Annotated in this window: 27 protein-coding genes and 1 tRNA gene; 17 read left to right on the forward strand and 11 right to left on the reverse strand. The window is 52.7% G+C overall.

The genetic code is table 11. The features are described from left to right. The first annotated feature begins 42 nt into the window (after positions 1 to 42). Together P8T57_RS09560 and P8T57_RS09565 are read left to right on the forward strand one after the other, a co-directional pair. The gene (locus P8T57_RS09560; RefSeq protein ID WP_114094133.1) at positions 43 to 948 is read left to right on the forward strand and encodes an SDR family oxidoreductase; all 906 of its coding nucleotides are present in this window, start codon (positions 43 to 45) and stop codon (positions 946 to 948) included. A gap of 151 nt (positions 949 to 1099) precedes the next feature. Beyond that, complete coding sequence (locus P8T57_RS09565; RefSeq protein WP_341365295.1) at positions 1100 to 2107, forward strand: complex I NDUFA9 subunit family protein; 1008 nt, start codon at positions 1100 to 1102, stop codon at positions 2105 to 2107. Positions 2108 to 2193: 86 nt separating this feature from the next. Here the strand turns inward: P8T57_RS09565 and P8T57_RS09570 are convergent, their stop codons facing one another. The 3 genes from P8T57_RS09570 to P8T57_RS09580 all read right to left on the reverse strand — a co-directional run bounded on the left by P8T57_RS09570 (position 2194) and on the right by P8T57_RS09580 (position 6400). Beyond that, positions 2194 to 4341, reverse strand: a complete 2148-nt coding sequence (locus P8T57_RS09570) for a methyl-accepting chemotaxis protein (protein ID WP_051682188.1) — start codon at positions 4339 to 4341, stop codon at positions 2194 to 2196. A 113-nt stretch (positions 4342 to 4454) separates the two neighbouring features. Next, on the reverse strand, positions 4455 to 5240 hold the full coding sequence (locus P8T57_RS09575; protein WP_051682189.1) for a cobalt-precorrin-6A reductase: 786 nt from the start codon (positions 5238 to 5240) through the stop codon (positions 4455 to 4457). A gap of 26 nt (positions 5241 to 5266) precedes the next feature. Further along, positions 5267 to 6400 carry a cobalt-precorrin-5B (C(1))-methyltransferase gene (locus P8T57_RS09580; RefSeq protein WP_341365296.1) on the reverse strand — a complete coding sequence of 378 codons (1134 nt, stop codon included), beginning with the start codon at positions 6398 to 6400 and terminating at the stop codon, positions 5267 to 5269. 235 nt (positions 6401 to 6635) lie between these two features. Between P8T57_RS09580 and cobA the strand changes: the two genes are divergently transcribed. The 7 genes from cobA to P8T57_RS09615 all read left to right on the forward strand — a co-directional run bounded on the left by cobA (position 6636) and on the right by P8T57_RS09615 (position 13709). Continuing rightward, on the forward strand, positions 6636 to 7505 hold the full coding sequence (gene cobA, locus P8T57_RS09585) for a uroporphyrinogen-III C-methyltransferase (protein ID WP_037989148.1): 870 nt from the start codon (positions 6636 to 6638) through the stop codon (positions 7503 to 7505). 78 nt (positions 7506 to 7583) lie between these two features. Then, positions 7584 to 8372: a sulfite exporter TauE/SafE family protein gene (locus tag P8T57_RS09590; protein ID WP_341365297.1), complete on the forward strand. Its 789-nt coding sequence runs from the start codon at positions 7584 to 7586 to the stop codon at positions 8370 to 8372. A gap of 155 nt (positions 8373 to 8527) precedes the next feature. Next, complete coding sequence (locus P8T57_RS09595) at positions 8528 to 9148, forward strand: SCO family protein (protein WP_341365298.1); 621 nt, start codon at positions 8528 to 8530, stop codon at positions 9146 to 9148. Between the two features lie 55 nt (positions 9149 to 9203). Then, positions 9204 to 10544 carry a cobyrinate a,c-diamide synthase gene (locus P8T57_RS09600; RefSeq protein ID WP_341365299.1) on the forward strand — a complete coding sequence of 447 codons (1341 nt, stop codon included), beginning with the start codon at positions 9204 to 9206 and terminating at the stop codon, positions 10542 to 10544. An 84-nt stretch (positions 10545 to 10628) separates the two neighbouring features. Then, on the forward strand, positions 10629 to 11090 hold the full coding sequence (locus P8T57_RS09605; protein ID WP_341365300.1) for a YcgN family cysteine cluster protein: 462 nt from the start codon (positions 10629 to 10631) through the stop codon (positions 11088 to 11090). Between the two features lie 183 nt (positions 11091 to 11273). Further along, a complete protein-coding gene (locus tag P8T57_RS09610) occupies positions 11274 to 12764 on the forward strand; it encodes a PAS domain-containing methyl-accepting chemotaxis protein (RefSeq protein ID WP_341365301.1) in 1491 nt (496 codons plus the stop codon). Between the two features lie 192 nt (positions 12765 to 12956). After that, positions 12957 to 13709: an MBL fold metallo-hydrolase gene (locus tag P8T57_RS09615; protein ID WP_139328086.1), complete on the forward strand. Its 753-nt coding sequence runs from the start codon at positions 12957 to 12959 to the stop codon at positions 13707 to 13709. 79 nt (positions 13710 to 13788) lie between these two features. Here P8T57_RS09615 and P8T57_RS09620 read toward each other — a convergent pair whose 3' ends face one another. From P8T57_RS09620 to P8T57_RS09645, 6 genes are all read right to left on the reverse strand, one after another. Next, positions 13789 to 14055: a DUF1150 family protein gene (locus P8T57_RS09620; protein ID WP_007088354.1), complete on the reverse strand. Its 267-nt coding sequence runs from the start codon at positions 14053 to 14055 to the stop codon at positions 13789 to 13791. Positions 14056 to 14071: 16 nt separating this feature from the next. After that, positions 14072 to 14575, reverse strand: coding sequence for an Hsp20 family protein (locus P8T57_RS09625; RefSeq protein WP_007088353.1), 504 nt, complete (start codon positions 14573 to 14575; stop codon positions 14072 to 14074). 236 nt (positions 14576 to 14811) lie between these two features. After that, a complete protein-coding gene (locus tag P8T57_RS09630) occupies positions 14812 to 16482 on the reverse strand; it encodes an adenylate/guanylate cyclase domain-containing protein (RefSeq protein WP_341365302.1) in 1671 nt (556 codons plus the stop codon). 192 nt (positions 16483 to 16674) lie between these two features. Beyond that, positions 16675 to 17400: a gamma-glutamyl-gamma-aminobutyrate hydrolase family protein gene (locus tag P8T57_RS09635; RefSeq protein WP_037989154.1), complete on the reverse strand. Its 726-nt coding sequence runs from the start codon at positions 17398 to 17400 to the stop codon at positions 16675 to 16677. A gap of 206 nt (positions 17401 to 17606) precedes the next feature. Continuing rightward, a complete protein-coding gene (locus P8T57_RS09640; RefSeq protein ID WP_007088350.1) occupies positions 17607 to 18056 on the reverse strand; it encodes a YeeE/YedE family protein in 450 nt (149 codons plus the stop codon). A 4-nt stretch (positions 18057 to 18060) separates the two neighbouring features. Then, a complete protein-coding gene (locus tag P8T57_RS09645; RefSeq protein ID WP_037989156.1) occupies positions 18061 to 18492 on the reverse strand; it encodes a YeeE/YedE family protein in 432 nt (143 codons plus the stop codon). 120 nt (positions 18493 to 18612) lie between these two features. On the opposite strand from P8T57_RS09645, the gene P8T57_RS09650 reads away from it, so the two are divergent. After that, positions 18613 to 18756, forward strand: coding sequence for a hypothetical protein (locus P8T57_RS09650; RefSeq protein ID WP_181849890.1), 144 nt, complete (start codon positions 18613 to 18615; stop codon positions 18754 to 18756). A 46-nt stretch (positions 18757 to 18802) separates the two neighbouring features. After that, positions 18803 to 19777, forward strand: coding sequence for a methyltransferase domain-containing protein (locus tag P8T57_RS09655; protein WP_341365303.1), 975 nt, complete (start codon positions 18803 to 18805; stop codon positions 19775 to 19777). 110 nt (positions 19778 to 19887) lie between these two features. Here the strand turns inward: P8T57_RS09655 and P8T57_RS09660 are convergent. Beyond that, positions 19888 to 19963: transfer RNA gene (locus P8T57_RS09660), tRNA-Ala, on the reverse strand. Positions 19964 to 20063: 100 nt separating this feature from the next. After that, on the reverse strand, positions 20064 to 20369 hold the full coding sequence (locus P8T57_RS09665; RefSeq protein WP_007088347.1) for an FYDLN acid domain-containing protein: 306 nt from the start codon (positions 20367 to 20369) through the stop codon (positions 20064 to 20066). Between the two features lie 345 nt (positions 20370 to 20714). Here P8T57_RS09665 and aroA point away from each other — a divergent pair, with 345 nt between their 5' ends. The 6 genes from aroA (at position 20715) to P8T57_RS09695 (ending at position 26769) form a co-directional block, all read left to right on the forward strand. Next, positions 20715 to 22061, forward strand: a complete 1347-nt coding sequence (gene aroA / locus P8T57_RS09670; protein WP_037989161.1) for a 3-phosphoshikimate 1-carboxyvinyltransferase — start codon at positions 20715 to 20717, stop codon at positions 22059 to 22061. Positions 22062 to 22164: 103 nt separating this feature from the next. Continuing rightward, a complete protein-coding gene (cmk, locus tag P8T57_RS09675) occupies positions 22165 to 22809 on the forward strand; it encodes a (d)CMP kinase (RefSeq protein WP_114094123.1) in 645 nt (214 codons plus the stop codon). Between the two features lie 225 nt (positions 22810 to 23034). After that, entirely contained in the window at positions 23035 to 24738 is a 1704-nt protein-coding gene (gene rpsA, locus P8T57_RS09680) for a 30S ribosomal protein S1 (protein WP_007088344.1), read from the forward strand. A gap of 254 nt (positions 24739 to 24992) precedes the next feature. Then, entirely contained in the window at positions 24993 to 25916 is a 924-nt protein-coding gene (gene sppA, locus P8T57_RS09685) for a signal peptide peptidase SppA (RefSeq protein ID WP_341365304.1), read from the forward strand. A gap of 73 nt (positions 25917 to 25989) precedes the next feature. Then, positions 25990 to 26265 (forward strand): integration host factor subunit beta, encoded by a 276-nt coding sequence (gene ihfB, locus P8T57_RS09690; RefSeq protein WP_007088342.1) that lies wholly within the window; start codon positions 25990 to 25992, stop codon positions 26263 to 26265. Positions 26266 to 26454: 189 nt separating this feature from the next. Then, positions 26455 to 26769: a LapA family protein gene (locus P8T57_RS09695; RefSeq protein WP_007088341.1), complete on the forward strand. Its 315-nt coding sequence runs from the start codon at positions 26455 to 26457 to the stop codon at positions 26767 to 26769. The last annotated feature ends 31 nt before the right edge of the window (positions 26770 to 26800 follow it).

The raw sequence follows: 26800 nt of genomic DNA on the forward strand, positions 1-26800 counted from the left end.
TGTTCCACACAAAGATAGTCGCCCCGACATATGGATTTGATAATGACCGAAAAGCTGTTTTGCTTCGGATTGGGATTTTCAGCGCGCCTTGTCGCAAATCAGTTACGCGAAGAAGGCTGGGAAATTGCCGGTACCACGCGTAGCGCAGAAAAGGCCGATAAACTGCGCGCAGAGGGGATTGAGCCGCACATTTTTTCCGATGACAAGCCGGTTGCCGATATTCGCGATGCCTTGAAATATGTGACACATGTCCTGATTTCTGCACCGCCAGGTGGAAATGGTGATCCTGTTCTGGCCCATCATGCCGGTGATCTTGCCGCGCTGCCGGGGGGTACATGGATCGGATATCTGTCGACAACAGGTGTTTATGGCGATTACGACGGTGCGACCGTCACCGAAGATGACGACCTGATGCCAAGCGGCAAACGTGGTCGCAGACGGGTGGCCGCAGAAAAGGCATGGTTCGATCTGGGGCAGCGTCATGATCTTTGTGTGCAAAGTTTCCGATTGGCCGGGATTTACGGACCGGGACGTAATGCCCTGGAAACGGTTCGATCCGGACGGGCGCGGCGGGTTGTAAAGCCCGGACAGGTTTTTTCACGTATCCATGTCGAAGATATTGCACAGACGGTTCTGGCATCCATCAAACGTCCGAATGCCGGTGCGGCTTATAATGTGTGTGACGATGATGCCGCTCCTCCGCAGGATGTGATTGCGTATGCCTGTGGTTTGCTGGGTATGGACCCTCCGCCGGAGGAAGATTTCAAGACGGCATATCTGAGCCCGATGGCTGCAAGCTTTTATGAAGATAACAAGCGGGTTGCCAATGGCCGGATCAAGGCCGAACTTGGTGTGAAGCTGCGTTTTCCCGACTACAAGGCGGGTTTGCTGGCGCTCCATGATGAAATATTGGCCAAAATCAACGGGGGCGGGACACATGCGCTTTAAAAGCGCATTGTTGACGCACCCTATGGGTCGTATATAACCGCTTAGGAATTTTGATCGGGCCGATATCCGCATTTGGCCCTGATGGTACCCAGCGCCGGATCGTGATGGCGGGATCATCGCGACATTACCGACCGGCAAGGAGAGAGCAAGCATGGATCGTCGTATCGTAACCGTTTTTGGCGGCACCGGATTTGTCGGGCGTCATATCGTCAAGCGCCTGCTTGAGCGCGACTTTATCGTCCGCGTTCCGACCCGCAGCTTTGAGCGCGTCAAGAAACTGAAGCCGATGGGCTATCTTGGGCAGGTGGTTCCGGTGCATTGCGATGTCCGCAATGAAGAGTCGCTCAAAAGCGCGATCGAAGGTTCGGAAGCGGTGATTAATCTGCTGGGCATTCTGTATCAGCGCGGCAGCAGCAGTTTCATGAATATCCATGTCAAAGCGGCCAAGCGTATTGCCGAGGAAGCCAAGGCATGCGGTGTGAAAACCTTCCTGCATATGTCGGCGCTTGGTGTGGATAAGAACCCGCATGCGCTTTATGCGACTTCGAAACTGGCTGGTGAAAAAGCTGTTCGCGCAGCCTTCCCGGATGCGGTGATTTTCCGTCCGTCGGTTATCTTCGGCCCGGAAGACAATTTCCTGAACCAGTTTGCCACCATGGCGCGCTATTCCCCGGTTCTGCCGGTCATTGGTGCGCCGGGCTTGCCGAAGGTTGAACTCGACAAAGGCAAGGTCGACATGCTTGGCGATGGCGGACCGAAATTCCAGCCGGTCTATGTTGCCGACGTTGCCGAGGCATTCGTGACGGCACTGGTCGAGGGTAAATCTGCGGGTAAAACCTATGAACTGGGGGGGCCGGAAGTCTATAGCTTCATGGGACTCCTGCGCGATATGCTACAGATCACCCGCCAGCGCGCCATTCTGATGCCAGTGCCGTTTTGGCTGGCGTCGATCAAGGCGTTTCTCCTGCAATTCCTGCCAAAACCGCTTTTGACCCCGGATCAGGTTCGTCTGCTTAAAACCGATAATGTCGTTTCTGACGGTGCCGAAGGTTTTGCCGAGCTTGGCATTACGCCCAACAGCGTTGAAGCAATTGCGCCGACCTATCTGAAGCGTTTCTGCCCGCCGCGCAAAAGCGGTGAGTTCCGGCGTTTCGTCTAATCACTAAATCTTTCAGAACTGATATTAAAATCCCCGCCGATCATTTCGGCGGGGATTTTTGCTGATTTCAGGCATTCTCAAGCAGCCTAACCGGCGCGAACACGGGCTACAAAGCTGTTGGCTTCGTCCTGCAGACGATGGGCCTTTTGCAGAAGCTCTTCGGCAGTGTTGCGGGTTGAACCTGACAGGTCCTGAACCGCCTCGGCGGCACGTGATACATTGAGCATGTTTTCAGACACGTGACGCACACCGTTGGCGGCTTCTTCCGATCCGCTGGCAATCTCGGCCGTGGCAGCACCCTGTTGACGCATGGCGGCTGCGATCGAGCTTGAGATCGTATCGATTTCGCCGATAGTCCGGGCGATGGTCGAAATCATCTCGACGGCTTCGCTGCTGACCGAACGCATTTCTTCGATCTGCTTGCCGATATCCTCGGTCGCGCGCTGGGTTTGGGATGCCAGATTTTTGACCTCGTTTGCGACCACGGCAAAACCCTTGCCGGCATCACCGGCTCGCGCGGCTTCGATGGTAGCGTTAAGGGCCAGCAGGTTGGTTTGGTCAGCAATGGTCGTGATCAGTTCAATGACTTCGCCAATGCGATTTGCCGTGTCAGACATCTGGCGAACGGTTTCATCAGATTTGCGGGCTTCGGAAACGGCAGCGCGGGAAACTTCCTCTGCCTTGGAAACCTGTCGTTCGATTTCGGCAATCGATGCAGACAGTTCCTCGGTTGCGGACGAGACCGAGCTGACATTCTGGGATGCATTCTGGGATGCTTCGCTGACTTCGATTGCGCGGTGAACGTTGTCACCGGCGTTATGTGCCATGTTGTCGGCGGCATCGCGCATGTCACCAACCTGGGACAGCAGTTCCGTGACCAGCCCATTGACGGAGCTTTCAAAGCCGTTCGCCATTTCCAGCAATGCTTCGCGACGTTGTTGTTCCGCACGAATTTCTGCGGCTTTGTTTTCTTCCCGAAGACGTTCTGCTTCCTTCGCGTTTTCCCGGAACAATTCGACTGCCGATGCCATATCTGCAATTTCGTCGCTGCCATGATCGGTTACCGGTGTTTCAAGGTCGCCTTTGGTCAAGCGATCCATGGCAACGTTCAATCCGATCAGACGGGCCAAAAGATTGCGTTGGACATAAAACCATATGATCAGTGCAGAAATAATCAGTGCTGCGGTCGCAACCGCGATCATGATGTTTTTCGCAATGCCGATGGTGGTTGTAACCCCCTGATTGGCATCGTTGATTTTCGCGCGCATATCTTCCAGAAGTCGTTGCGCGGTTTGGGCCATTTGTTGGGATGTCTCTGTTGTTTGTGTCAACAGATCGGTCAGCAAAGCTTCGCTAACGAATTCGTTCTGACGCAAATTGAACAGATTGTTACTGCCGTTCGATGTCAGACCATTTGCAATTGTTTCAACCGACGATCTTGCCGTTTCGCGATCTTCATCCGACGGAATTTCATCTGAGCCACTTTGCATTTGGGGGATAAGCGGCGTTGATAAATTCTTGATCTTGTCGAGTTCTTCGGGGCTGCTTGCCGTGAAAGTCATGCGGGCCAGTGCGGGAATCTTAAGTGCCACCGCGCGCAGTTCCAGCATGTTCTTTGTTGTTGGCGCGTCCTCTCCACGAAGCGTATTCAGCGTTTGAAAGACTTCTTTGGTTTTCTCCGGATTGCGGACCAGGCCATATAGCTGGCTTAAGTTGTTTTCCAGATTGCTGTTCGCCATGTCACTGGCGCTGATTGTGATCGATTCAATTTCATTCACGGCGCGAATGATGTCACTCATGATAAGTTGACGCGTTTTCTGCGTGTCAAATCGTGACTTCATGATATCGGACAAGCTATTAATATTATTGATCATCTTCCCTGTTTGTTGGGAGAATGAGTTTAGTATTTCGCCATCAATATCGTATCTGGCCAACTCGGCGATTTGATCGTTCATGCGATTTTCGATCATGCCGAGTGCTTTGGTCGTGTTTTCCAACTGTGCTTCTGATTGCGCAGTTGTGACACGACGCGCCATGCCGGTGACGGCATCGCTAAACGCGCTTAGTTCCTGGCCGGAAATCAGGGCCGGGATAGCTTCTTCTGCTACGACTTTTTGCTGTTGTTCTGTGATTTGGAAAGAAAAAACCGCTAGGGCGGCGGCACATACAGCGAGCAAGGCGATTGGCACAATTGCCAGCATCAGCCTTCCGCGCAAACCAATTTTGCCGGTCATGACAATTCCCATTAAGGATTTCAGGGTGTCGGCGGCTTATTTTGCCCTTCTCGACTGTTGTTACTTGGACCGCCCTGAAAGGTCCAAATCACGAGAAGAAATATCTTTTTGAGTCAGTGTTTTGCAAGCGTATTTCTGATTTTTTCTATTATTTCTTGTATTTTCTCTGCTTGTTCAACCGGAGCTGCACCGGGCCGTTCAACCATGATGATCGGTATGTTCAGTTCGCGGGCAGCCAGAATCTTGGCTTCGGTAGCATCACCGCCGCTATTTTTGCTGACGATGACATCGATTTTGTGGCGTTGCAGAAGTTCGATTTCCCCTTCGACCGTGAAGGGACCACGGGCAATCAGCCATTCACCCAGAGTCAGATTGAATGGATCTTTGGGAGACTCGACAGTCCGCACAAGCAGCCATGTTTTTTCCAAGCCTTCGAAATGGGCAAGATCCTTGCGTCCGCTGGCGATCAAGGCGCGTTTTCCGTGTTCGGGCAGGATTTGAGCTGCCTCTGCGAGGCTTCTGACGATGATCCAGCGGTCTTTATCCGTTTTTTGCCATGCCGACCGCTGAAACTGAATGCAGGGTGTCGCCACCGCGTGACAGGCTTGGGCAATGTGGCTGGATATCTGTGTGGCATAGGGGTGAGTTGCATCGATCACGAGATCGATTTTTTCCGAACCCAGACAGGATATGATGCCTTCGGCTCCGCCAAAACCACCAATGCGGACGGGAATGCCATCCGGTAATCTTGGGGCACTGGTACGACCGGCAAGAGAAAGCTGCAGACGCACATCTGATCCAAATTCCTGTAACAGGTCAGCAGCTATACGGTTGGCATCCCCCGTGCCGCCAAAAATAAGAATGTTCAGCGGGGTTTCTGTGTTTCGAGGGGGAGTCATATGTTGCGGGCCTGTTCTTGTTCATTTTAAAGGTTTGGCTTTGTGCCTTCGGCAGGAAGAAAGGCGTCAAAATCACCATGTCCGGCACGGGCGATGATCCTGCCAACACGATCAACAACGACAATTTCGATGGCGGAAGCACCGTCGATGGTTGCGCGGGCGGTTTCAACAGCCTGAAGGGCAATGGTGCGTGCTATATCAACGTTTCTGGATGAGCAAAGTTCCAGAACCTGTTTGGCCGTATTGGCGTTGGCAATTTCAGATACCAGTTCGGCATCACCGCCAAGTGCGGCAACTGTATCAGAGAGCTTGTTGAAATCGACTTCGGACCGGCTGCTATGCAGATCCATATGGCCCTGCGCCAGTTTGACCAGTTTGGCAAATCCGCCTGAAATTGTGATATAATCGACTGGATGGCGACGCAGATATTTTAGCATGCCGCCAACAAAGTCGCCCATATCCAGGATAGCCTCGTCCGGCAGATTATAAAATTGCCGAATGGCTGCTTCGGACGTTTTGCCGGTGGCCCCGGCAACATGTTTGCGGCCGGTGGCGCGCGCGACATCAATGCCACGATGGATGGAATGAATCCACGCCGAACAGCTGAACGGAATCACCACGCCGGTGGTTCCCAGTACGGAAAGACCGCCAACAATTCCCAGTCGCGGGTTCCAGGTTTTCAGAGCGATTTCCCGCCCGCCGGGAATGGAAATTTCAATTTCGACATCGGTAGTCGCGTTAAACCTGTTTGCCAGTTCGACGATCTGCTGTGTCATCATTTCGCGCGGTTTGGGGTTGATCGCGGCTTCGCCCACCGGGATGGGCAGGCCAGGTTTCGTAATCATCCCGACACCGTCGCCGGCATGGAAGGTGATGCCGGACCCCTGTTGTCCATGGCGGATTGTTGCAATGATTTCCGCGCCATGGGTGACATCGGGATCATCGCCTGCATCCTTGATCACGCTTGCCCGTGCCCAGCCATCGCCGGTTTCAGCCTTGATCAGGTTAAAGGATGGTGTTTCACCCCGGGGAAGGATGATGGTGACCGGATCAGGAAATTCGCCAGACAAAAGCGCTTGCCACGCCGCGCGGGTTGCCGCGGTGGCACAGGCCCCCGTTGTCCATCCCTTGCGTAGTGGTCCGTCCGGTTTTCGGGTCATGGGGCGGGCGATCCCGGTTTAGGGCTTTGAAGATTTGGGTTAACCATTATTATGGCACCACGCATTTTTTGACAAAGCTCATATATTAAACATTATAAATGATGTGGTATTAGGTAAATAACGAAAAAAATACGGATTAATATGTTGGACGTAGCACCAAGATGCTGTTTAACATATCCAAACGATCCGGTCCTGCACAGATGGACCAGTTGGCTGAGAGATAAAGAATTCCGCAATGACGACACTTGGTCTTGATTTTCCGGTATTTGAGCCGGGTTGGGTTTGGCTGGTCGGCGCAGGTCCGGGTGATCCCGGTTTGCTGACGCTTCATGCTGTCAATGCGATGCAGCAGGCCGATATTGTTGTCTATGATGCGTTGGTTGATGACCGGATTCTCAATCTTTTGCGTTCGGATGCCAAGCGTGTTTATGCCGGGAAGCGCGGTGGTCGGCCGTCTTCAAAGCAAACGGATATATCCCTGCAGCTTGTTGATTACGCCAAGCAGGGCTTAAGGGTTCTGCGGCTTAAGGGTGGTGATCCGTTTGTTTTTGGTCGCGGTGGTGAAGAAGGCCTGACGCTGGTTGAACATAATGTGCCGTTCCGGGTCGTGCCGGGTATTACGGCGGGGATTGCCGGTGCGGCCTATGCCGGGATTCCAACAACGCATCGTGATTGCAATTCATCGGTAACCTTTGTCACAGGCCACGGTTCAAGTGGCGAAATGCCCGATAACATTAATTGGGCGGCTCTTGCCAAAGGGGCGCCGGTATTGGTGCTGTATATGGCGATGAAGCATTTGCGCCGTATTTCATCGGAACTGATGGCCAATGGACGATCCGGTGACGAACCACTTGCGGTTATCAATCAGGCAACAACCCCCAATCAGGGCATTCTGATTTCGACGCTTGCCAATGCGGCCGATGATGTCGAAAAAGCCGGTGTGGAACCGCCGGCAGTTTGTATTCTGGGCAAGGTGGTCGACTTGCGCGACCGGTTGAACTGGCTTTCGCCGCAGGATGACGTCAAAGCCGTGCGCCATGTTCCGTTCGAACAGGTTCTTGACCTTATTACCATGCCGGTGGATGCGAACGTTTCCAAATCCTGAGTTCCGGATTGATCTATATCGTTGTTCACAATGGATCGGCGCGTCACAATCGACGTAACTGATCATTCCGGGTGGATCATGGACGAACAACAGATACTGATCCGCATCATCGAAAGCGGCTGGGCACAATGCGTGACTGTTTTGCAAGAAGACAGCGGCGTTTTGGCGACAGCATTGATTGCCGGACTTGTCGGCAGTGCCACGCACTGTGTCGGGATGTGTGGGCCATTTGTGATCAGTCAGGTCACATCGCGCATGGAAAAGCTGCCGCTTGAAAAGATGAGCGAGCTTCGCCGACTTACCGGGGCCGCCTTATTGCCTTATCAGTTTGGCCGATTGACGACCTATACCCTGCTTGGTGTGATGGCGGGCTTTTTCGCCGATAGCATCACGGTGCTGACCAAAATCTGGTGGTTGGGGCCTATGTTGCTTTTGTGTGCGGCATTTTTCTTTCTGGTATTCGGGGTAATCGGTCTGGTGCCACATCTTGCCGGGCTGTTTCCAAACGTGGCTGGAGGAAACGCTGCGGGGGCATGGTGGAACCGTGTGGTTGGTGACCGAACCAAACCGCTATTTGGTGCGCCATTTGGCTGGCGGGGTTATCTGCTGGGGATCATGCTTGGATTTATTCCCTGCGGCCTGATTTATGGTGCGCTGGTTCTGGCGGCGGCAGGTGGCAATGCATTGACCGGCGGGTTCGTCATGGCGGTATTTGGTCTTGGCACCGTGCCGATGCTGTTTGCAACGGGCGTGATCGGCCAGTATGCCACCCGACGTTTTCGTGCTTTTATGGCACCGGTTGGGCGGGGGCTTATGGTCGTTAACGCCATCATCCTTGCCATGCTGGCATTTCATCAGATCGGATAGTTTTGCGAATTCGCAATGACGCTATTGTGAGCCATGGCACAGTCACGAGTCTTGCATGATCGTTTTGCGGATTTATAGTGCCCGCAAGACAGTGGGTTATTCATCCGGTTGATTGCGGCAAAGGTAATCCCGGGACAAAAGGAACAGGTAGCGGCGTGAGCAGGAAAACACTCGTAATCATTCTGGCGATTGCGCTGGTTCTAGGAATCGGATTGACCTATCGACTGATGATGATGGGATCGGAAACCGCATCTTCAAGTTCGGGTGCTGCGGCAATTGGCGGCCCGTTTGAACTGGTTGATCAAAATGGTCAGACCCGCACCGAACAAGATTTCCGCGGAAAATACATGCTGATTTATTTCGGTTATACCTATTGTCCGGACGTTTGCCCGACCGAATTGCAGGTGATGGGCAATGCGCTTGATGCCCTTGATCCCGAAATTGCCAATGAAGTAACACCGGTCTTTATTTCGGTTGATCCGGAACGCGATACAGTTGACGCGATTGCGGCTTATGTTCCCCATTTTCATAAACGTATGGTCGGCCTGACCGGAACGCTTGAACAGACTACAGCCGCGGCAAAGACTTTCCGTGTGTATTACGCCAAGGCATATGCCGACGGGGAAGCAAAGGATTCGGATGCCTATCTGATGGACCATTCGTCCTTTGTGTATCTGATGGGACGTGATGGGTCATTTATCCGTCACTTTAATTACGGAACAGCCCCGGAAGATATGGCAAAGGGCATTGCCGAAGTCGTTAAGAAGAACGGATGATTACCGCGTTTCTGTAGGGATCAGTTTGTGCGGCATGCAGGGAAACCGGAAGAATATGGAATTATCTGCAATGCAGCTTCCGGGCCTGATTATTGCCGCACCTTCGTCAAATAGCGGCAAGACGGTTCTGACGCTTGGCCTTTTGCGTGCACTTGCCAATCGGGGTGTTCGTGTAGTGGCGGCGAAAACCGGACCGGACTATATAGACCCGGCATTTCAGGCCGCTGCATGCCGAGAAAAATGTATCAATCTTGATCCCTGGGCGATGTCCGGTGATCAGATCGTTGCCCTTGCCCAGCGGCAGGCCGGAGAGAAGTCACTTCTTCTGTGCGAAGGCGTGATGGGGTTGTTTGACGGGGCGGCGGACGGCAGTGGGTCGACGGCCGATCTTGCGGCGATGATGAATTGGCCGGTGGTGCTGGTTATTGACGTCAAGGGGCAGTCGGCATCGGCTGCCGCGGTGATCGCCGGGTTCGCCGGCTTTCGCAAAGATGTGAAAATTGCGGCTGTGATCCTGAACCGGGTTGGCAGTGATCGGCATCGTATGATGATTGAAACGGCATGCCGCGAACATCTTCCGGAAATTCCTGTGATCGGGGCGGTCCGGCGCAGTGATGCATTATCGCTGCCCGAACGGCATCTTGGCCTTGTGCAGGCAGGCGAACATGACGCGCTTGATGTGTTTCTTGATCAGGCGGCCGGGATTATTGCCGAGGATGTCAATCTTGATCAGTTGATCGGTCTGGTACGCGGGCGGAAACTTGCGGTGGGGGCTGGTGATGGTTCGGATGCGGTTGGCATCGGTATCCCGCCATTGGGGCAGCATATCGCCATCGCACGGGATACGGCTTTTGCCTTTGCCTATCCCCATCTTCTTGAAGACTGGCGCCGTCAGGGGGCGGAATTATCGTTCTTTTCCCCGCTTGCCGATGAAACCCCAAGCAATGGGGCGAACGCGGTCTATCTGCCGGGCGGTTATCCGGAACTGCATGGGGAACAACTGGCGAATGCGGGAAATTTCAAAGCGGCACTCGCGGCGCTGGCAGCCAGAAATATCCCGATCTATGGCGAATGCGGTGGCTATATGATGCTGGGCGAGGCATTGATTGATGCAACTGGCCAACATCACCAGATGCTTGGGCTTTTGCCCCTTGTGACGAGCTTTGCTGATCGCAAGCTGCATTTGGGATATCGAACACTGGTTTTGTCCGGGGCAACAGCTTTGGGGCCGGTTGGGACCGTTCTTCGCGGGCACGAGTTTCACTATGCCTCGACCATCAAAGCCGATGGTACGCCCCTTGGAAACATGGCCACGGCAATTGGTGATGACCTTGGCAGTGCCGGTTTGATGAAGGGCAGTGTTTTCGGCTCGTTCTTTCATCTGATCTGCCAGTAGCTTCGATTGATGATCTTTGCGGTTTGGAAGTCCGCCATATGTTACAATCCAAAAATAATAAAATGATGCCGGACGAGAGAGACGATGACAGAGCCGACGGTTGAGACAGGGAATGAACCGTTTTGGGAAACCAAGACGCTTGATGAAATGACTACCGAGGAATGGGAGTCCATTTGCGACGGATGCGGCAAATGCTGTCTGCATAAGCTGCAGGATGAGGACACCGACTTTGTTTATTATACCTCGGTAGCCTGTCGATTACTCGATTGCGAAACCTGCAGTTGCAAGGATTATCCAAATCGAACCCAGCATGTTCCTGACTGTGTGCAACTTTCACAGGAAAACGTCACGACATTGTCCTGGATGCCATCGACATGTGCCTATCGTTTGATGGCCGAAGGAAAAGGATTACCTGACTGGCACCCACTAATTACAGGACGCACAGACTCAACGATTGCGGCGGGAATGTCGATCAAGGGAATGGTGATCTCAGAGGATGACGCCCACCCTGATCTGACCCGATATATTGTAAAATGGCCAGCTTGAACGTATAATCCAAAGTATGTTCACCTATGCTAAAATAGGCGGTTGATTACTTCATCGGTATAGATATCCTGTGATCCGAACAATTGCGCAGTATATGCGGAATTGTTCGTTTTGTTTTTATACAGGCCTCTAAATGACCGGGTCTTCAGTTAGAAACCCGGGCAACACAAGGAAGACATTTGGATGGGTTTTGCGTCACTTTTCAGTAATGACAAGTCGCAGGAAGGTCAGCAGATTGTAAATGCGCTTAGCCTGTCGATGGCTGTTATCGAGTTTTCGATTGATGGCAAGATTCTGACCGCCAATGATAATTTCCTGAAAACAATGGGTTTCTCGCTGGAGGAAATAGTTGGTCGGCATCATTCGATGTTTGTCCCGCGTGAAATCAGTAATGGCGAAGAATACCGGAAATTCTGGGAACAGCTTCGCAGCGGTAAATTCTCGTCGGGTGCTGTGCCGCGTGTGCGCAAAAATGGCGAGATGATATGGCTTGAAGCGACTTACAACCCGATTCTTGGCAAAGACGGAAAGCCGACGAAGGTCGTCAAATTTGCATCCGACATTACAGCGCGTCGCGTTGAGCGTGCGGTTTTGCAAAGTGTCTTTGACGCGATGGAAAAATCGCAGGCCGTGATCGAGTTTGACCTGAACGGCGTTATCCTTAAGGCAAACAAGAATTTTCTCGATGCCATGGGATACAGACTCGATGAAATTATCGGCAAGCATCACAGCATGTTTGTTGAGCCAGAATATCGTGACTCTGCCGAATATCGCTCGTTCTGGGAAACCCTGAAAACCGGGAATTTCCATACGGGCCAATTCAAACGCGTCGGCAAGGGCGGCAAGGAAATCTGGATTGAGGCGTCCTATAACCCGGTGCTTGATCCGGTTGGAAAGCCTTTCAAGGTGATCAAGTTCGCGACAGATATTACCGAGCAAACCCTTCTGTTGCTTGAGCTCAAGACCATGATCGATCAGAACTTTACCGAGATCGATAGTAACATCGCCGCTTTGGGCAATTCGGCCAATCAAAGTGTCAGCACATCCGAGGAAACCTCGCATACGGTGCAGACCGTTGCGGCAAGTGCCGAGCAGATGGCGGCATCAATTGCAGAAATTTCGCGTAGTATGGCGCAGTCTCGTGACGAAACAGAGCGCGCATTTGATCAGACGATCAGCGCCAACAGCTCGACCCAGCGTATGGCGGAGGTTGTCGAGTCAATGGGGAGCATCGTTGAAGTCATTCAGAATATTGCCGGGCAGATCAACCTTCTGGCATTGAATGCGACGATAGAGAGCGCGCGTGCGGGCGATGCTGGCAAGGGGTTTGCCGTTGTTGCCAACGAGGTCAAGAACCTGGCCAATCAGGCCGCTCGTGCGACCGAGCAGATTTCCGATGAAATTTCAGGCATTCAGTCGATCTCGTCGGAGGTTGTCGGTGCCCTTGAAACCATTCGTCGTTCGGTGGAAACGGTCAGGGACAGTGTCACCAACATATCCTCGGCGGTTGAGGAACAAAGTGCGGTGACTGAAGGCGTTTCGGAAAACATGCGCATGATGGCAGGTGCGGTTGACGGTCTTGCCCGGAACCTTGATAACATCAAGTCCACCACGGGTATGGTCGCCGACTCGGTCAGTCGAACTCGCAAGGCTGCGGAAGTCCTGGCGCGTTAACCGTCTGATTTCCTATACAGATGTATCGAACTGCAGGATGGCCGATGCATTCAGCCACCCAGTTTTCTTTGTGCGGTGACGGTTTTGAGACTTTATCGCGAAAACAAATCTGAACAGCTTGCCTAATGTTCACTGTCTCAGCAAAAATAGACACTCGTTGCAAATGATCCGCAAACAGCGCGGTGACAGGGAATGTCGAGTGAATATATGCGCATAGATGTTCTGGGTGTTGGCGAGGCATTCGATCCCGCCTTTGAAAACTCATCCGTCGTGGTGAGTGCAAATGGCTATCGGTTGATGATTGACTGTGGGGCAACGGTGCCCGGATTGCTGATGCGCAAGTTTCCCGATCCGGATGCCATTGATGCGATTTATTTCACCCACATGCATCCCGATCACGTTTTCGGACTGGTGCCGGTTATGCTGAACTGGCGCGATGACGGTCGATCAAAGCCGATCCATATCATCGCGACACCTGCGGTACGCAATCATCTGGAAAAGATCATGGAGCTTGGCTTTGCCGGGCTTGGAAGTGCGTGGCCGTTTGAAATTATCTGGCATGCGGTGCCGGAAACCACGCAGATAGGTCCGTTCGAAACCAAATTTGCCCGTTCCGATCACAGCGTTCAGAACCATGCAATTTTGCTGCGTTTCGAAAATAAGGGTTTTGCCTATTCCGGTGACGGTAATGTGACAGCCGATACTACAGCGCTTTTTACCGCTGCTGATCTGGTGTTTCAGGAAACATATTTGCCCAAGCATGATCCAAAACATGCCGCGCACTGCGATTTGGAAACTGTTCTGCAATTGGCATCTGATATGCCCGGATCACGTTTCTGGCTATATCACATCAAACGTGATGTAAGACGCGAGATCGCCGAACTTCTACGCGAAAATCCGCAGGTACGGGTTGCCGTACCTGGCGAAGTGATCGAAATTCGTTAGGGTGACACCTGATCAAACCCAGCAAAAAGGCAGCCCATCGGCTGCCTTCTGATTTCCGAGATATCCTGATCGGGTCGTCTTAGTGAACCGAACGCGGGTCCATGTCGTGCTGGCGGATTGCCGCATGGGCTACGGCCTGACTTTCGAACGATGCGATATGGGTACCATCGGCGGTAAATACCCCAAAGACCGTTTCGTTGCTTTCGTCTTCAGGATTGGCCATCGCGCGCACATAAGCAAAATCGTGAATGCCAAGCATGGCAAAATCACCAGACGAAAGCAGGTTCAAATCCTGTTCCGCGCCGCGGGTTTCTTTGGTCTCATGGTCTGAGATGCGATTGCTCATAAAACCACTCTCCTTGTTACGCCTTGCGGCTTTTATCTTCGACCGCGTCTGCGCCATTTTCAGCATCGACGGTCATATCTATGGTGCGTGACGAGACGGCTTTCTTCTTGGCAGAGTTGATCGCAATTTCACGTACAACCGGTTCAGGAACCGGACGGTTCAAATCCACATGCAAAAGTCCGTTATCAAGATGGGCGCCAACAACTTCAATACCCTCGGCCAGTACAAAGGAACGCTGGAACTGGCGGGATGCTATACCGCGATGGATATAGATGCGGTTGCTGTCGTCTTCCTGATGCTTGCCACGAATAATCAACTGGTTGTCTTCGGTCGTTACCGACAGATCGTCTTCGGCAAATCCTGCGACCGCGACCGTGATACGCAGATGGTTTTCGCCGATTTGCTCGATATTATAAGGCGGATAGCCTTCTGCCTTGGTTTTGGAAACCTGATCAAGAACACGTTCGATCTGGTCAAACCCCAACAGCAGCGGACTGTTAAACATTGAAATTCGTGACATAGGCAGCACCTCCTCAGTAGAGCGAGTGTGATATCGACCAGACCCCACGCTTTTGGCGTTTCGGGCGTCTGAACATCTGACCCGACCCGTTCGGCATCAGACATATCTATCTAATCGAATAAATGTGGTTTTCTATCGCATAGTCAAGACCCGGATTGATACTGTAACCGCGGAAACCTTGGGAATATGCGATATCAGACCTGTGTAATACGCAGATCATGACCGATAAGAGATGATCATACAACGCGTTCTGGCAGTTCGGGCATATTTTCCAGTGCATAGTAGGCAACAGTCTGATCCTTTCCGCGCAAGGCCACTTCATGCATCACCGCATTTTCAGGTAATGGAATTGGCCCATGGTCGAAAATTGCCTTTGATATCACCAGCGGCACACCATGCTTTTTGGTCTGGCTTTCCAGTCTTGCCGCCGTATTGATCGTGTCGCCGATGGCGCTGATGTTTTCGCGGCCGGGTGGCCCCATTTCGCCAACAATCGCTTCGCCCATGTGAATGCCAATACCGATGCGCAATGTATGCGGAAGCTCTGATTTCAAATGTTCATTCAGGTTTTCGATTCGGCGCAACATCCCCGCCGCCCCGTGAAGGGCATCACGGATCATGGTTTCCGTATCGTCCGTATCAAGACCATAAAGCGCCATCAGGCCATCACCGGTGAACTGGGCATAGAGCCCGCCACTTTCGCGCAAGGCTTCTGTCATTTCGGCAAAAAACTGGTTCAGGATGAACAGCACATCGTAGGGCATTTTCTTTTCGCCCAAACGTGTCGAATCCCGAAGGTCGGTGAATATGGAAACAACCTGACGTTCGCTACCGGACAGACCGCCGGGGCGGCGTCCATCCTGTGCGGTGGCGTTCGGCGGCAATAACGGCGCAACCGCAAGATCGTTTACCGGTTTGATCTGGCAGGCCAATCGCATACCACGCGGCGCGTGGATGCTCTCAAGCGCGGCTGCTTCGATCTTGCCGGGGGCTGCAAGCTGATCAATGCCCGATCCGCAATGGATGCGGCATGTCGTGCAACGACCATGTCCGCCACAAACCGATGCCATCTGCACACCGGCATCGCGAAGGGCTTCAAGTGCCGTTGCCCCGGGGGCGACGCGGATCAGCTTGCCGTTGGGCATCGATAGCATCGGTCCGCGTTTGATGCGATCAACGGTCTGGCGAATTTGCCGCACGACAAAGGGTGCCAAAGCCAGAGAAATGGCAATTATCGTGCCTGGGAGAAGCGCATTTTCATAAAATTTTACTGCCGCGTCATTGACGTTTGCGGCATCCAGAACACCAAAAACATATTTGCGTCCGCCTTCTTCGGTCCGGCGAATGATTTCAGCGGATGCCGCGCCAAATCCGGCCAGTGCCAGTGTCGGGACAAGTACTGCTGATGCGCCAAGCACACCACGCCAACGCGGGTAAAATGGCTTTAATCGCAGCCAGAAATGAATACCGATACAACCATGGGTCCAGACGACAATCACAGCGATTGCATGCAATACGCCCTGGCTCGGAATAAACACGGCAAGATCAAGCAAAACACGTTCAAACGCGGAATCAACACCAAATCCGAGGTCGATGATCCGTGTTGCGATGATATGGCGGAACAATAGAAATGGAATGCACAGACCAAGGACCATCTGTGTCCATTCGGATTTGCGCAGGCGCAGGGAGCGCCTGCTGGTCAGTCGAGCTGTCGCAAGAAGGAAATGCGTGATCGCAGCGCATAAAAGAAGAATTTCCAGCGGTGGGAATTGCCAGATACCGGTTGTAACCGGGACGATGGCTTCCATTGCTTCGGGCGAAATGATGCCAGCGGCCTGATTGATCAGATGCATGAAGACATATGCAAACAGCGTCAGACCGGAATAAAGCCGTAAATTATGGATCATGGCATTCCATTTTACTGGCAGAAATTTTGCTAAAGTCCAGTATCAGGCGCAATCATAAACAAATCGTATTGCAGAATGTTCTGAAAACTTCCAGCCGGTTGCGCATGCATCACTATATCTTAAAACGCAAAACGGACCGCCATCGAAATGCAGCGGTCCGTTATAAGGGTATAATGCCTTCCCGATCCTGGGTCAGGCGGCTTTAACCGCCCGATTACCCCGCAGGAAATTGAGCATCCATTTGGCAAACAGTTGGCTATCAAGCGTTTCGTCAAGTGACTTGGTTGCCTTTGAATGTACGTCTTCGGGCAACAATGTGTATCGTGCCTTCAGCAATGCTTCTTCATAGGGGCGCTGGAATTCCGGATGCGGCTGGATCGAAGCAGCGGTTTCGCCGTATTGAATAGCGGCATAGGGGCAGAATTCGGAGCTTGCCCAAACATTTGCGCCTTCGGGCAATTCTATAACCTGATCCTGATGGAATGCGTTCAGCTTGAACTTGGCCGGCGCATTTCCAAGCCAGATCGGGGCCGTTTTGCTGGTGGTGTATTCATGAACACCAATACCCCAGCCTTTGTCAGATTTGACGACCGTGCCACCAAGGGCGGCTGCCAGAATCTGGTGACCAAAGCAGACCCCGAAAACAGGAATTTGTGCGGCGACGATATCGCGAAGCAATTCCTGCAAACGGATCATCCAGGGTTCGTTTTCATAAACACCATGCTTTGATCCGGTCACAATCCAGGCATCGACGGCATTCAGGTCTTCGGGGAATTGATCCAAAAGTACAGTCCAGGTCTGGAAGGCAAGCTCGGGATCCAATGCGCCAAGCATGGTTTCGAACATGGATGGATAGCTTTTGAATTCATCGCGAAGTTCTTCCGGAACAAGACCGGTTTCAAGAATGCCGATTTTCATGCGAGGCCTTTGAAATCATACTGTGATGTTGTTTTGCACATATGCCAGTGTCGCTGCAAAGACAAGCATGTTGCAGCAAGATTTCAGGCTTTCCAGACTAGTCGCCACAAATTTTGAATGCTAACAGATTGATTTCCCTGCGAATGGCAATTTGTGGCGTATGGCTGGTTTGCGTGGCGCACTTGCCATAAAGGTTAAGGTTTTCGCTATTTTTGCGCGATTGCGGCCTGATCCAATGTGTTCATCATCAGTTTATGCACGATCATTCCGGCGATCATCGCGATCACAAAAATGATTGTTTCGATATGCCCAAAGGCAAGCGCACTAATCGCGGGACCCGGGCAATAGCCAACCATGCCCCACCCAATGCCGAACAATAGCCCGCCAATAACCAGATTGCGGTCAATGTCGCGTCGTTTCGGCAGTTCTATTGTCCCGCCGCAAATGGCAGTTCTGCGGGATTGGGCAAAGCGAAATATCGGGAATGCGATAACAAGGGCACCCGCCATGACGAACGCAAGGCTGGGGTCCCAGTTTCCGGTCTGGATCGCTGCGATATCAAGGAAACCAAGAACCTTTTGGGGGTCTGTCATCCCCGAAATGATTAGGCCCAAGCCAAACAGGGCGCCACAGAAAGCAGAAGCAAGAATACGCATTGATTTAGCCCCCGATAACATGACGAATGACAAAGGTACTGGCCATGCCCGCGCCCATGAAACACAGGGTGGCGACCATTGATCGTGCTGACAGACGCGACAGGCCGCAAATTCCGTGTCCGCTGGTGCAGCCACTGCCAAGTCTCGTGCCAAACCCGACGATCAAGCCGGCTGCAATAATGACCGGCCAGGAAGCGCTTACAATGCTTTGGGCATTGATCGGCGTGAGGGCCAACAGGATCATTGGCGCAATGATCATGCCAGAGATAAAGGCAAGTTTTTCAACGCGACCCGATGTCGGGCCTTTGCTGGTAAGTAGGCCTCCCAGGATGCCGCTGATGCCCGCAATGCGGCCATTGAGTAAAAGGTAAAGGCCTGAAGCCAGTCCGATCAGCGCACCACCCAGAAGTGCGGAATAAGGCGTAAAGTTTTCCATCTTGTTTCCCGGCAGCAAGAGGTTGAGGTAAATATTTATATTAATACATTATGTTTTAATCAAGTTATTCTGGTGATCGCCCGGATCATCCAAGACTATTCATCAACTGCGAAGTTTGTCGTGAATTCTGATGCAGAGGGACCAGATAAAATGATTTTGCAGCGTTCAAAAGCGATAAAATTAGATAAACATCTGATTTTAAATGATATTATCCATATTGCCAAAAGCGCGGATTCAGCTGATATAGCGATGATCGAGTTTTGATGCTGCCGGTCATTTGGCCGGAGCCTTTTCGGATTTCTTCATATACATGAGCAAAGATCGTTTGTTGGCCAGTCGGCGGCTTGATGTCGCGCTGGCGCTTGTCGGGCAGAATGATACCGAGGCCGCAATCGATGTGACCCGGGCGGCAATTTCGGCTGATCCCGATTGGGAAGAAGCACATTTTGTGCTGGGCGATATTTTCGAACGCATGGGACAGCACGAAAATGCGATCGAAGCTTTTCGTCAGTGCCTTGCTCTTGATCCGGTTGACCGTATGGGAGCCGAAGTTCGACTGACTTTGCTGGGGGCGGTTGCCATGCGCGATCGCTTGCCGCCTGATTATGTTCGGGCCCTGTTTGACGACTATGCACCACGTTTTGAAATCTCGTTGCGGGATCGCTTGGCCTATCGTGGGCCGGAGCTTCTTTTTGAAGCCATCCGGCCATACTTGCCGGAATTGTTGCGCCCGTTGCGGGTTCTTGATCTTGGTTGCGGTACAGGATTGGTCGCGGATGTTTTTGCGGGCCATGTTGACGTGATTGACGGTGTCGATCTATCGCCGCGCATGATTAACCGGGCAAAGGCAAAGGGTCTTTATCGAAATCTGATTGCCGCGGACATCACGGATTTGCCTGATGCGCTTGATCGCGACTATGGCTTGGTGGTTGCTGCTGATGTTCTGAATTATCTGGGCGATCTTGTCCCGGCGTTGCGGGCTGCCCACGACCGGCTTGTACCAGGTGGATTGATGGTTTTCTCACTTGAACATGGTGACACATTCCCGTTCGATCTTGGGCCGGGGCAAAGGTTCCGCCATCATGAACAGGCAATTCATGACTGGTTGAAAGATTGCCAGTTCGAAGTCATTGCCGATGTGATTGGAATTTTGCGACAGGAAAAGGGGACCCCTGTTTCAGGCCGTATTATGGTGGTTCGTGCAGGAGATGGTATCGCCGAATTGCTTGATGGTTTTGGACATCTTCCCGATCCGGAGCGTTCAATCGATCGCACCGTGCACTAAGCAGTATTTTGCATCCAGACGCTTTTGAAGGTCGTCCTTTGGACGGCCTTTTCATTTGGGAAAAGAATACTGAAACGACAAAACCCGTCGCTTTAGGCGACGGGTTTTGATGGTGGAGCCGATCAGGATCGAACTGACGACCTCTACAATGCCATTGTAGCGCTCTCCCAACTGAGCTACGGCCCCATTTTAGTCCGCGTCGCAACGATTTTGAGTGTTTCCGTTGCGGCGCGGGCGATATTTAGAAGGTTCACCAAATCTTGGCAAGACCTATTTTTAAAAAATCCTAGCGGTCGTCTTCGTCGCTTTCGACATGTTCGAGAACTTCGCCAAGATCATCGTCATCTTCACCAAGATCAGACGCATCCTCAAGGATATCGTCATCAATATCGGTGTCGACGTCGTCATCGAGATCGACGTCATCATCAAGATCTTCGTCTTCTTCCGGCTTCGGCTTTGCAACCGCGGCTTTCTTGATTTTGGTCACCCCGTCCGGGGTTGCGCATTTGGGGCACACGACCGGCGTACGATTCAAATCATAGTATTTGGTACCGCAGGCTTGGCAGTGACGTTTCTTACCGCGTGCTGACATTACGGCAAACCCTCTTAAATACCGTTTCATCAAAGAATGGGTTGAAGGCCGAATTCACCTTCTTCTAGTTGGCCCAATTGCCATCTTGGGGCGGGCTTGTCAAAAGGAAATTGTCCGATTTTATTCCAAGCCTCAAAAAGGCGGGATTCTGCGCTACGCGCCGCCATAAGCTTCAAGCAAAATTTGGCTTCGATACTGGTGCGTCAGAAGCGCATATGATACGAGTTTGCCCCCCGGCAATCGAACGTACCATTTGCGCCTGGACTTGCGGCGGCATCAAAGTGCGGTTCAATGGCCGGAAAACGATTATTTGATGGTCACAACAAGAATAGACAGGCAGGCCCGATGAGCTCTTCGCAGACCAAGCGTCCGCTTCAATCGCTGAATTCCCGTGCGCTTAAAGGCGATATCCGGGTTCCCGGCGACAAATCAATTTCCCATCGTTCCCTGATGTTTGGCGGCCTTGCCATTGGTGAGACGAAAATTACCGGCCTGCTCGAAGGTGAAGATGTACTGGCAACCGCAGAAGCCATGCGCAAGCTTGGCGCGACCGTTAATCGCGATAATGACGGGACCTGGCATGTGACTGGTGTCGGGGTTGGCGCCTTGCGGGAACCTGATAGCGTCATTGACATGGGCAATGCGGGAACCGGTATTCGCCTGATGGCCGGGATTGTTGCGACCCATCCGATCACCACTTTCTTTACCGGTGATGCGTCGCTTTGCAAACGTCCAATGGGGCGTGTTGCCGACCCGCTTGCTGAATTCGGTGCGCAATTCATCACGCGTGAACGTGGTCGCCCGCCGATGGCCGTCATTGGAACCGATGAAGCAAAACCGGTGACGTATACGCTGCCGATGGCATCCGCGCAGGTAAAATCAGCCGTGTTGCTTGCCGGTTTGAATACCGCCGGAACGACCACAGTGATCGAACCGAAACCATCGCGTGATCATACCGAACGCATGTTGCGTCATTTCGGTGTCGATGTTGATGTCAGCATCAATGACGATGGCGGCCGCACGGTCAGCCTGACCGGCCCGGTTGAAATGAAGGCGGCTGATATTGTGGTTCCCACAGATCCGAGCTCGGCGGCATTCCCGCTGGTGGCGGCTTTGATCAATCCGGAATCACAGGTTACCATCCGTGATGTCTGTTTAAACCCGTTGCGGACCGGCCTGATCACGACGCTTATTGAAATGGGCGGTGACATCACGATCACCAACGAACGTGAAGAAGCCGGTGAAACCATCGGTGATCTTGTTGTTAGTGGTAAAAACCGCCTGACCGGTATTGTTGTGCCAGCAGAACGTGCGCCATCAATGATTGACGAATATCCGGTGCTGGCTGTTGCTGCTGCTTATGCGCAGGGTGAAACCCGAATGTGCGGACTTGAAGAATTGCGGGTTAAAGAATCGGATCGTCTTGCCGCTGTGGCCGCGGGTCTGGCAGCAAACGGGATCATTCATCGTATCGAAGGTGACGACCTTATTGTTACGGGTGGCGATGTGCCGGGTGGCGGCATGGTTGAGACCCACCTTGATCATCGCATTGCCATGTCGTTCCTTGTTCTTGGACTGGGCGCGAATGATCCGGTTGCGGTTGATGATGCCAACCCGATTGCGACCAGTTTTCCGAGTTTCGAAGCGCTGATGCGCGAACTTGGGGCCAACCTTGCCCCGGCTGGTTCGTAATCTGTTTCGCGGGCGGGCTTCTCTATTCACATACCGGGGCTCGTAATGCCGTTATTGGCACACAAGTATTAAGTGACATCAAAACAAACAGGGGCACCCGCGCATGATCATCGCAATTGACGGACCGGCAGCATCGGGAAAAGGTACTTTGGCGCGTCGAGTCGCTGCAGCAATGGACTATGCCTACCTTGATACCGGACTTTTATACCGGGCAACGGGCGCAAAGGTTTTGGCGCTTGGGCTTGATCCTTCGAACGAGGACGCAGCGGTCGGGGTGGCAGAAAAACTTGGTGCCGACGATCTTGAGGGTGAAGAGCTTCGTAGCGAAGAAGTTGGAAGTGCCGCATCAAAAGTTGCAGCGATTCCAAAGGTTCGCGCGGTATTGCTAGCTTTTCAGCGCAACCTTGCCAGCAGCCCGCCTGATGGCAAACGTGGTGCTGTTCTGGATGGTCGTGACATTGGCACGGTTGTCTGTCCGGATGCCCCGATCAAGTTCTATTTGACGGCCAGTGTCGAAGAACGTGCAAACCGTCGGTTCAAACAGTTGCAGGAAAAAAATCCCGCTGCTATATACGAGCGCGTTCTCAAGGAGCTTGAAGAACGGGATGCTCGAGACAGTGCGCGGGACGTTGCACCGCTCAAGATGGCATCGGACGCAATCCACATCGATACGGATCGTCTGAATGCTGATGCGGTGTTTAATGCAGTCATGGCGCATATTCGGACCCATATGGGCGAGAATGACTGACACACGGGCGTTTTAACCGTCAAGCGACAGAACGATCTCAGGGGTTGTTACCCTAAGGTGAACGACATGTGCGTTCACCTTTTCGTCTATGGAAAACCGTTTGGTTTTTCGCGAACGGGATCGGGACATCGATTGGCAAAAACCCGCCACGATTTTGTGGCAAGACCATCGGATACAACCGATTGGCCGGAATAGTGACGATACACTCGAAAGGAAGTCTCTTTAATGACAACCGCTGAACAAGCACAATTCTCCACCGGCGAAGATTTCGCCGCCCTGCTGGCCGAAAGCCTCGGTTCTGAAGACGAGGGCTTTATTGGCCGCGTGATGACCGGTACGGTCGTCAAAACCACCGACGACGATGCAATCGTCGACGTGGGGCTGAAGTCCGAAGGCCGCGTGCCGCTTAAAGAATTTGGCGCAGGCGACGTTAATATCGGCGATACCGTTGATGTTTATGTCGATCGCTATGAAAACAAAGATGGCCTGATCGTTCTGTCGCGCGAAAAAGCGCGTCGCGAAGAAGCCTGGGTCGAGCTGGAAAAACAGTTCAACGAAGGCAAACGCGTCGACGGTACCATCTTTGGTCGTGTTAAAGGCGGCTTCACTGTCGACCTGTCGGGCGCCGTGGCATTCCTGCCGGGCAGCCAGGTTGACATCCGTCCGGTTCGCGACGTTACCCCGCTGATGAACAATCCGCAGCCGTTCCAGATCCTGAAAATGGATCGTTCGCGCGGTAACATCGTGGTTTCGCGTCGTGCCGTTCTCGAAGAAACCCGTGCTGAACAGCGCGCCGAACTGATCCAGAACCTCCAGGAAGGTCAGGTTCTTGACGGCGTTGTCAAAAACATCACCGATTACGGCGCATTCGTCGATCTCGGCGGTGTTGACGGCCTGCTGCACGTCACCGACATCGCATGGAAGCGTATCAACCATCCGTCTGAAGCCCTTCAGATCGGCCAGACCGTCAAGGTCCAGGTTATCCGCTTCAACAGCGAAACCCAGCGTATCTCGCTTGGCATGAAACAGCTTGAAGCTGATCCGTGGGAAGGTGTCGAAGCCAAATACCCGGTCGGTTCGAAATTCGAAGGCCGTGTCACCAACATCACCGATTACGGCGCATTCGTCGAACTCGAAGCTGGTGTCGAAGGTCTGGTCCACGTTTCCGAAATGTCCTGGACCAAGAAAAACATCCACCCGGGCAAAATCGTTTCGACCTCGCAGGAAGTCGAAGTCATGGTGCTCGACGTCGATGCACAGAAACGCCGTATTTCGCTTGGTCTCAAGCAGTGCACCTCGAACCCGTGGGATGCCTTCCTGGCCGCTCATCCGGTCGAGTCCGAGATCGAAGGCGAAGTCAAGAACATCACCGAATTCGGTCTGTTCATTGGCCTTCTGGGCGGTATCGACGGTATGGCGCACCTCTCGGACCTGTCATGGGACCGCGCTGGTGAAGAAGTCATCAAAGAATACAAAAAAGGTGACATCGTCAAAGCCAAGGTTCTTGACGTTGACGTCGAGAAAGAACGCATCTCGCTTGGTATCAAACAGCTTTCGGGTGACCCGTTCAAAGAAGCCGTTACCGGCATCAAACGCGGCGAAACCGTAACCTGTGAAATCACCGAAGTTAACGATGGTGGTATCGAGGTTGCTGTTGGTGGCACCGATCTTAAAGGCTTCATCCGCAAGGCTGAACTCGCACGTGACCGTTCGGACCAGCGTCCGGAACGTTTCGCAGTTGGCGAGAAAGTCGATGCGCGTGTGACCACGATCGACGCCAAAACCCGCAAGGTTACCCTCTCGGTCAAAGCTCTTGAAGTTGCAGACGAGAAGAAAGCCATGGCGGATTATGGTTCGGCTGACAGCGGTGCATCGCTTGGTGATATCCTTGGCGAAGCACTTCGCAAGAAACAGGAAGGTGCCGAATAAGGCATCTGTTCCTGATCGAACAGGGTCTGCTACGGCAGATCATGAAGACGGGTCGTGCATTGCACGGCCCGTTTTTTTTATCGCTTTTGTTGAAAATTCCCCGTTTGGACGCGACTTTGCCGTCGCCGTGTCATTTTTTAGCGAGAATTTTGGTTTCAAACAGTTTTTGTCCTTGCCAAGCGAATGAAGAAAAACCATTTGAAAAGGCAGGTTTTTGAAGCTGTTAGTTCATACTGAATGCCGGGGCACATTAAATGGCACTTGATGCCGATATCCTTCTTGATCGTCGACGTTTGAAAAAATCGATTTTCCGCTGGCGGGTCCTGGCGGTCGTTACCGTCATCATTGCCATTGTGATCGCCTTTGCACGCAGCGGCGCAAGTGACGCCGTATGGGGCAATATTGGTCCGCGCATTGTCGAGGTGAACATCGAAGGGGTGATTACAGAAGATCCCTATCTTCTGGATGCGCTGGAGGAGATTGAAGAAGACAGCGATGTCGCAGGTGTAATTGTCCATATCAACAGCCCCGGTGGCACCATGGTCGGTGGCGAGGCGCTGTTTGAAAGCCTGCGCCGGATTGGTGAAACCCGACCGATCGTTGCTGAAATGGGAACCGTGGCCGCATCGGGTGGTTATATGGCCGCCATTGCCGCCGATCATATTGTCGCCCATCGCGGGACGGTGACGGGATCGATTGGTGTGATTTTCCAGTCGATGAATTTCAACGGCACGCTGGAAAAGCTTGGTGTCGAGCCGCTAACGGTTAAAAGTGGGCCGCTTAAAGCCGTGCCAAACCCGTTTGAACCGACGGACGATGCCGCGCGAACGGCTATGGAAAGCCTGATTTCAGACATGTTTGGCGTGTTTGTCGACATGGTCGCTGAACGACGCGGCATGGATACCGATACCGTACGGAAATTGGCCGATGGTCGGGTTTATACCGGTCAGCAGGCCGTTGCGAACGGTCTGATCGACGAAATTGGTGGTCGACGCGAAGCTTTGCGTTGGTTGCAGGATGAAAAGGGTGTTGCACCCGATGTGGCAGTTGTGCCGCTTGAAATCGATTATCCGGATGACTCCCTCATGACTGTGTTATTCGAGGGAAATATCGGAAAAATGCTGTCATCTGAGGGGCTTAAACTTGACGGGTTGCTGACTGTCTGGCAACCTGAGTGAAAGCGCCGACGTGACGTAATCTAACCTTTGGTTGATTGGATATCTGTCAGAACGAACAGGATGGGGCCTGAATATGACAAAATCAGAACTGATCGCCCGGCTGGCCGAGATGAACCCGCATCTGTATCAGCGCGATGTGGAACGGATCGTGGCGACGATCTTTGACGAAATTACCGAGGCGCTGGCACGCGGGGATCGGGTTGAGCTGCGCGGCTTCGGCGCATTTTCCGTGAAACAGCGTGATTCCCGGGTCGGACGCAATCCGCGTACCGGTGAGGCTGTGCCTGTGGGCGAGAAAAAGGTTCCTTATTTCAAAACTGGGAAGCAGCTGCGCGAGCGTCTTAACTGACAGTTTACCGTTTTGAGCGGCTTGCTGTTCGTATGCAAACTGCGTTAAACCAAGCCTGCCGGGTTTTCACGGTGGCTGTAAAGTCATTTGAAAATATTTCCGTTTGACCATATCGGGTCCATGCTTTGGCTTGTCTGAGGTGTGGGCTATGACACCATGCCTTTTTGCCCGTCGGCACCAGGAGTTAAAATGCGCATTCTCTATTGGATCATTTCCATTCCGCTTGCGATCCTGATTGCGATTTTTGCCGTGTCGAACCGGGCGTTGGTGACATTGTCGTTGTGGCCGTTGCCCTATGAAGTCGATATGCCGCTTTTCCTGCCGATCATGGTCGCACTGTTGATCGGGCTTGGTATCGGGTTGACATATGAATGGCTGGTGCATGGCAAGCATCGTCGTGCGGTCAAGCGCATGGATACAGAATTGCGTCGATTGCGCCCGGAAGAAACCGGCAACGACACGCCAAATGACAACAAGGCGATCAGCCAGCAGAAAGCGTCCTGACAGGAAAGACTGCGACGCGCGGGCCAATATT

Source organism: Thalassospira sp. SN3W (assembly GCF_038070535.1).
GTDB lineage: Bacteria > Pseudomonadota > Alphaproteobacteria > Rhodospirillales > Thalassospiraceae > Thalassospira > Thalassospira xiamenensis.

Excerpts from the sequence above, each read along its gene's own strand:
- ihfB (WP_007088342.1), top strand. The coding sequence starts at position 25,990 with ATGACAAAATCAGAACTGATCGCCCGGCTGGCCGAGATGAACCCGCAT.
- P8T57_RS09580 (WP_341365296.1), bottom strand. The coding sequence starts at position 6,400 with ATGACCCGAAAACCGGACGGACCACTACGCAAGGGATGGACAACGGGG.
- cobA (WP_037989148.1), top strand. The coding sequence starts at position 6,636 with ATGACGACACTTGGTCTTGATTTTCCGGTATTTGAGCCGGGTTGGGTT.
- cmk (WP_114094123.1), top strand. The coding sequence starts at position 22,165 with ATGATCATCGCAATTGACGGACCGGCAGCATCGGGAAAAGGTACTTTG.
- P8T57_RS09605 (WP_341365300.1), top strand. The coding sequence starts at position 10,629 with ATGACAGAGCCGACGGTTGAGACAGGGAATGAACCGTTTTGGGAAACC.
- P8T57_RS09615 (WP_139328086.1), top strand. The coding sequence starts at position 12,957 with ATGTCGAGTGAATATATGCGCATAGATGTTCTGGGTGTTGGCGAGGCA.
- P8T57_RS09645 (WP_037989156.1), bottom strand. The coding sequence starts at position 18,492 with ATGGAAAACTTTACGCCTTATTCCGCACTTCTGGGTGGTGCGCTGATC.
- P8T57_RS09590 (WP_341365297.1), top strand. The coding sequence starts at position 7,584 with ATGGACGAACAACAGATACTGATCCGCATCATCGAAAGCGGCTGGGCA.
- aroA (WP_037989161.1), top strand. The coding sequence starts at position 20,715 with ATGAGCTCTTCGCAGACCAAGCGTCCGCTTCAATCGCTGAATTCCCGT.
- P8T57_RS09635 (WP_037989154.1), bottom strand. The coding sequence starts at position 17,400 with ATGAAAATCGGCATTCTTGAAACCGGTCTTGTTCCGGAAGAACTTCGC.
- P8T57_RS09610 (WP_341365301.1), top strand. The coding sequence starts at position 11,274 with ATGGGTTTTGCGTCACTTTTCAGTAATGACAAGTCGCAGGAAGGTCAG.
- P8T57_RS09665 (WP_007088347.1), bottom strand. The coding sequence starts at position 20,369 with ATGTCAGCACGCGGTAAGAAACGTCACTGCCAAGCCTGCGGTACCAAA.
- P8T57_RS09565 (WP_341365295.1), top strand. The coding sequence starts at position 1,100 with ATGGATCGTCGTATCGTAACCGTTTTTGGCGGCACCGGATTTGTCGGG.
- P8T57_RS09655 (WP_341365303.1), top strand. The coding sequence starts at position 18,803 with ATGAGCAAAGATCGTTTGTTGGCCAGTCGGCGGCTTGATGTCGCGCTG.
- P8T57_RS09570 (WP_051682188.1), bottom strand. The coding sequence starts at position 4,341 with ATGACCGGCAAAATTGGTTTGCGCGGAAGGCTGATGCTGGCAATTGTG.
- P8T57_RS09560 (WP_114094133.1), top strand. The coding sequence starts at position 43 with ATGACCGAAAAGCTGTTTTGCTTCGGATTGGGATTTTCAGCGCGCCTT.
- P8T57_RS09695 (WP_007088341.1), top strand. The coding sequence starts at position 26,455 with ATGCGCATTCTCTATTGGATCATTTCCATTCCGCTTGCGATCCTGATT.
- P8T57_RS09575 (WP_051682189.1), bottom strand. The coding sequence starts at position 5,240 with ATGACTCCCCCTCGAAACACAGAAACCCCGCTGAACATTCTTATTTTT.
- P8T57_RS09620 (WP_007088354.1), bottom strand. The coding sequence starts at position 14,055 with ATGAGCAATCGCATCTCAGACCATGAGACCAAAGAAACCCGCGGCGCG.
- P8T57_RS09640 (WP_007088350.1), bottom strand. The coding sequence starts at position 18,056 with ATGCGTATTCTTGCTTCTGCTTTCTGTGGCGCCCTGTTTGGCTTGGGC.
- P8T57_RS09625 (WP_007088353.1), bottom strand. The coding sequence starts at position 14,575 with ATGTCACGAATTTCAATGTTTAACAGTCCGCTGCTGTTGGGGTTTGAC.
- P8T57_RS09600 (WP_341365299.1), top strand. The coding sequence starts at position 9,204 with ATGGAATTATCTGCAATGCAGCTTCCGGGCCTGATTATTGCCGCACCT.
- rpsA (WP_007088344.1), top strand. The coding sequence starts at position 23,035 with ATGACAACCGCTGAACAAGCACAATTCTCCACCGGCGAAGATTTCGCC.
- sppA (WP_341365304.1), top strand. The coding sequence starts at position 24,993 with ATGGCACTTGATGCCGATATCCTTCTTGATCGTCGACGTTTGAAAAAA.
- P8T57_RS09630 (WP_341365302.1), bottom strand. The coding sequence starts at position 16,482 with ATGATCCATAATTTACGGCTTTATTCCGGTCTGACGCTGTTTGCATAT.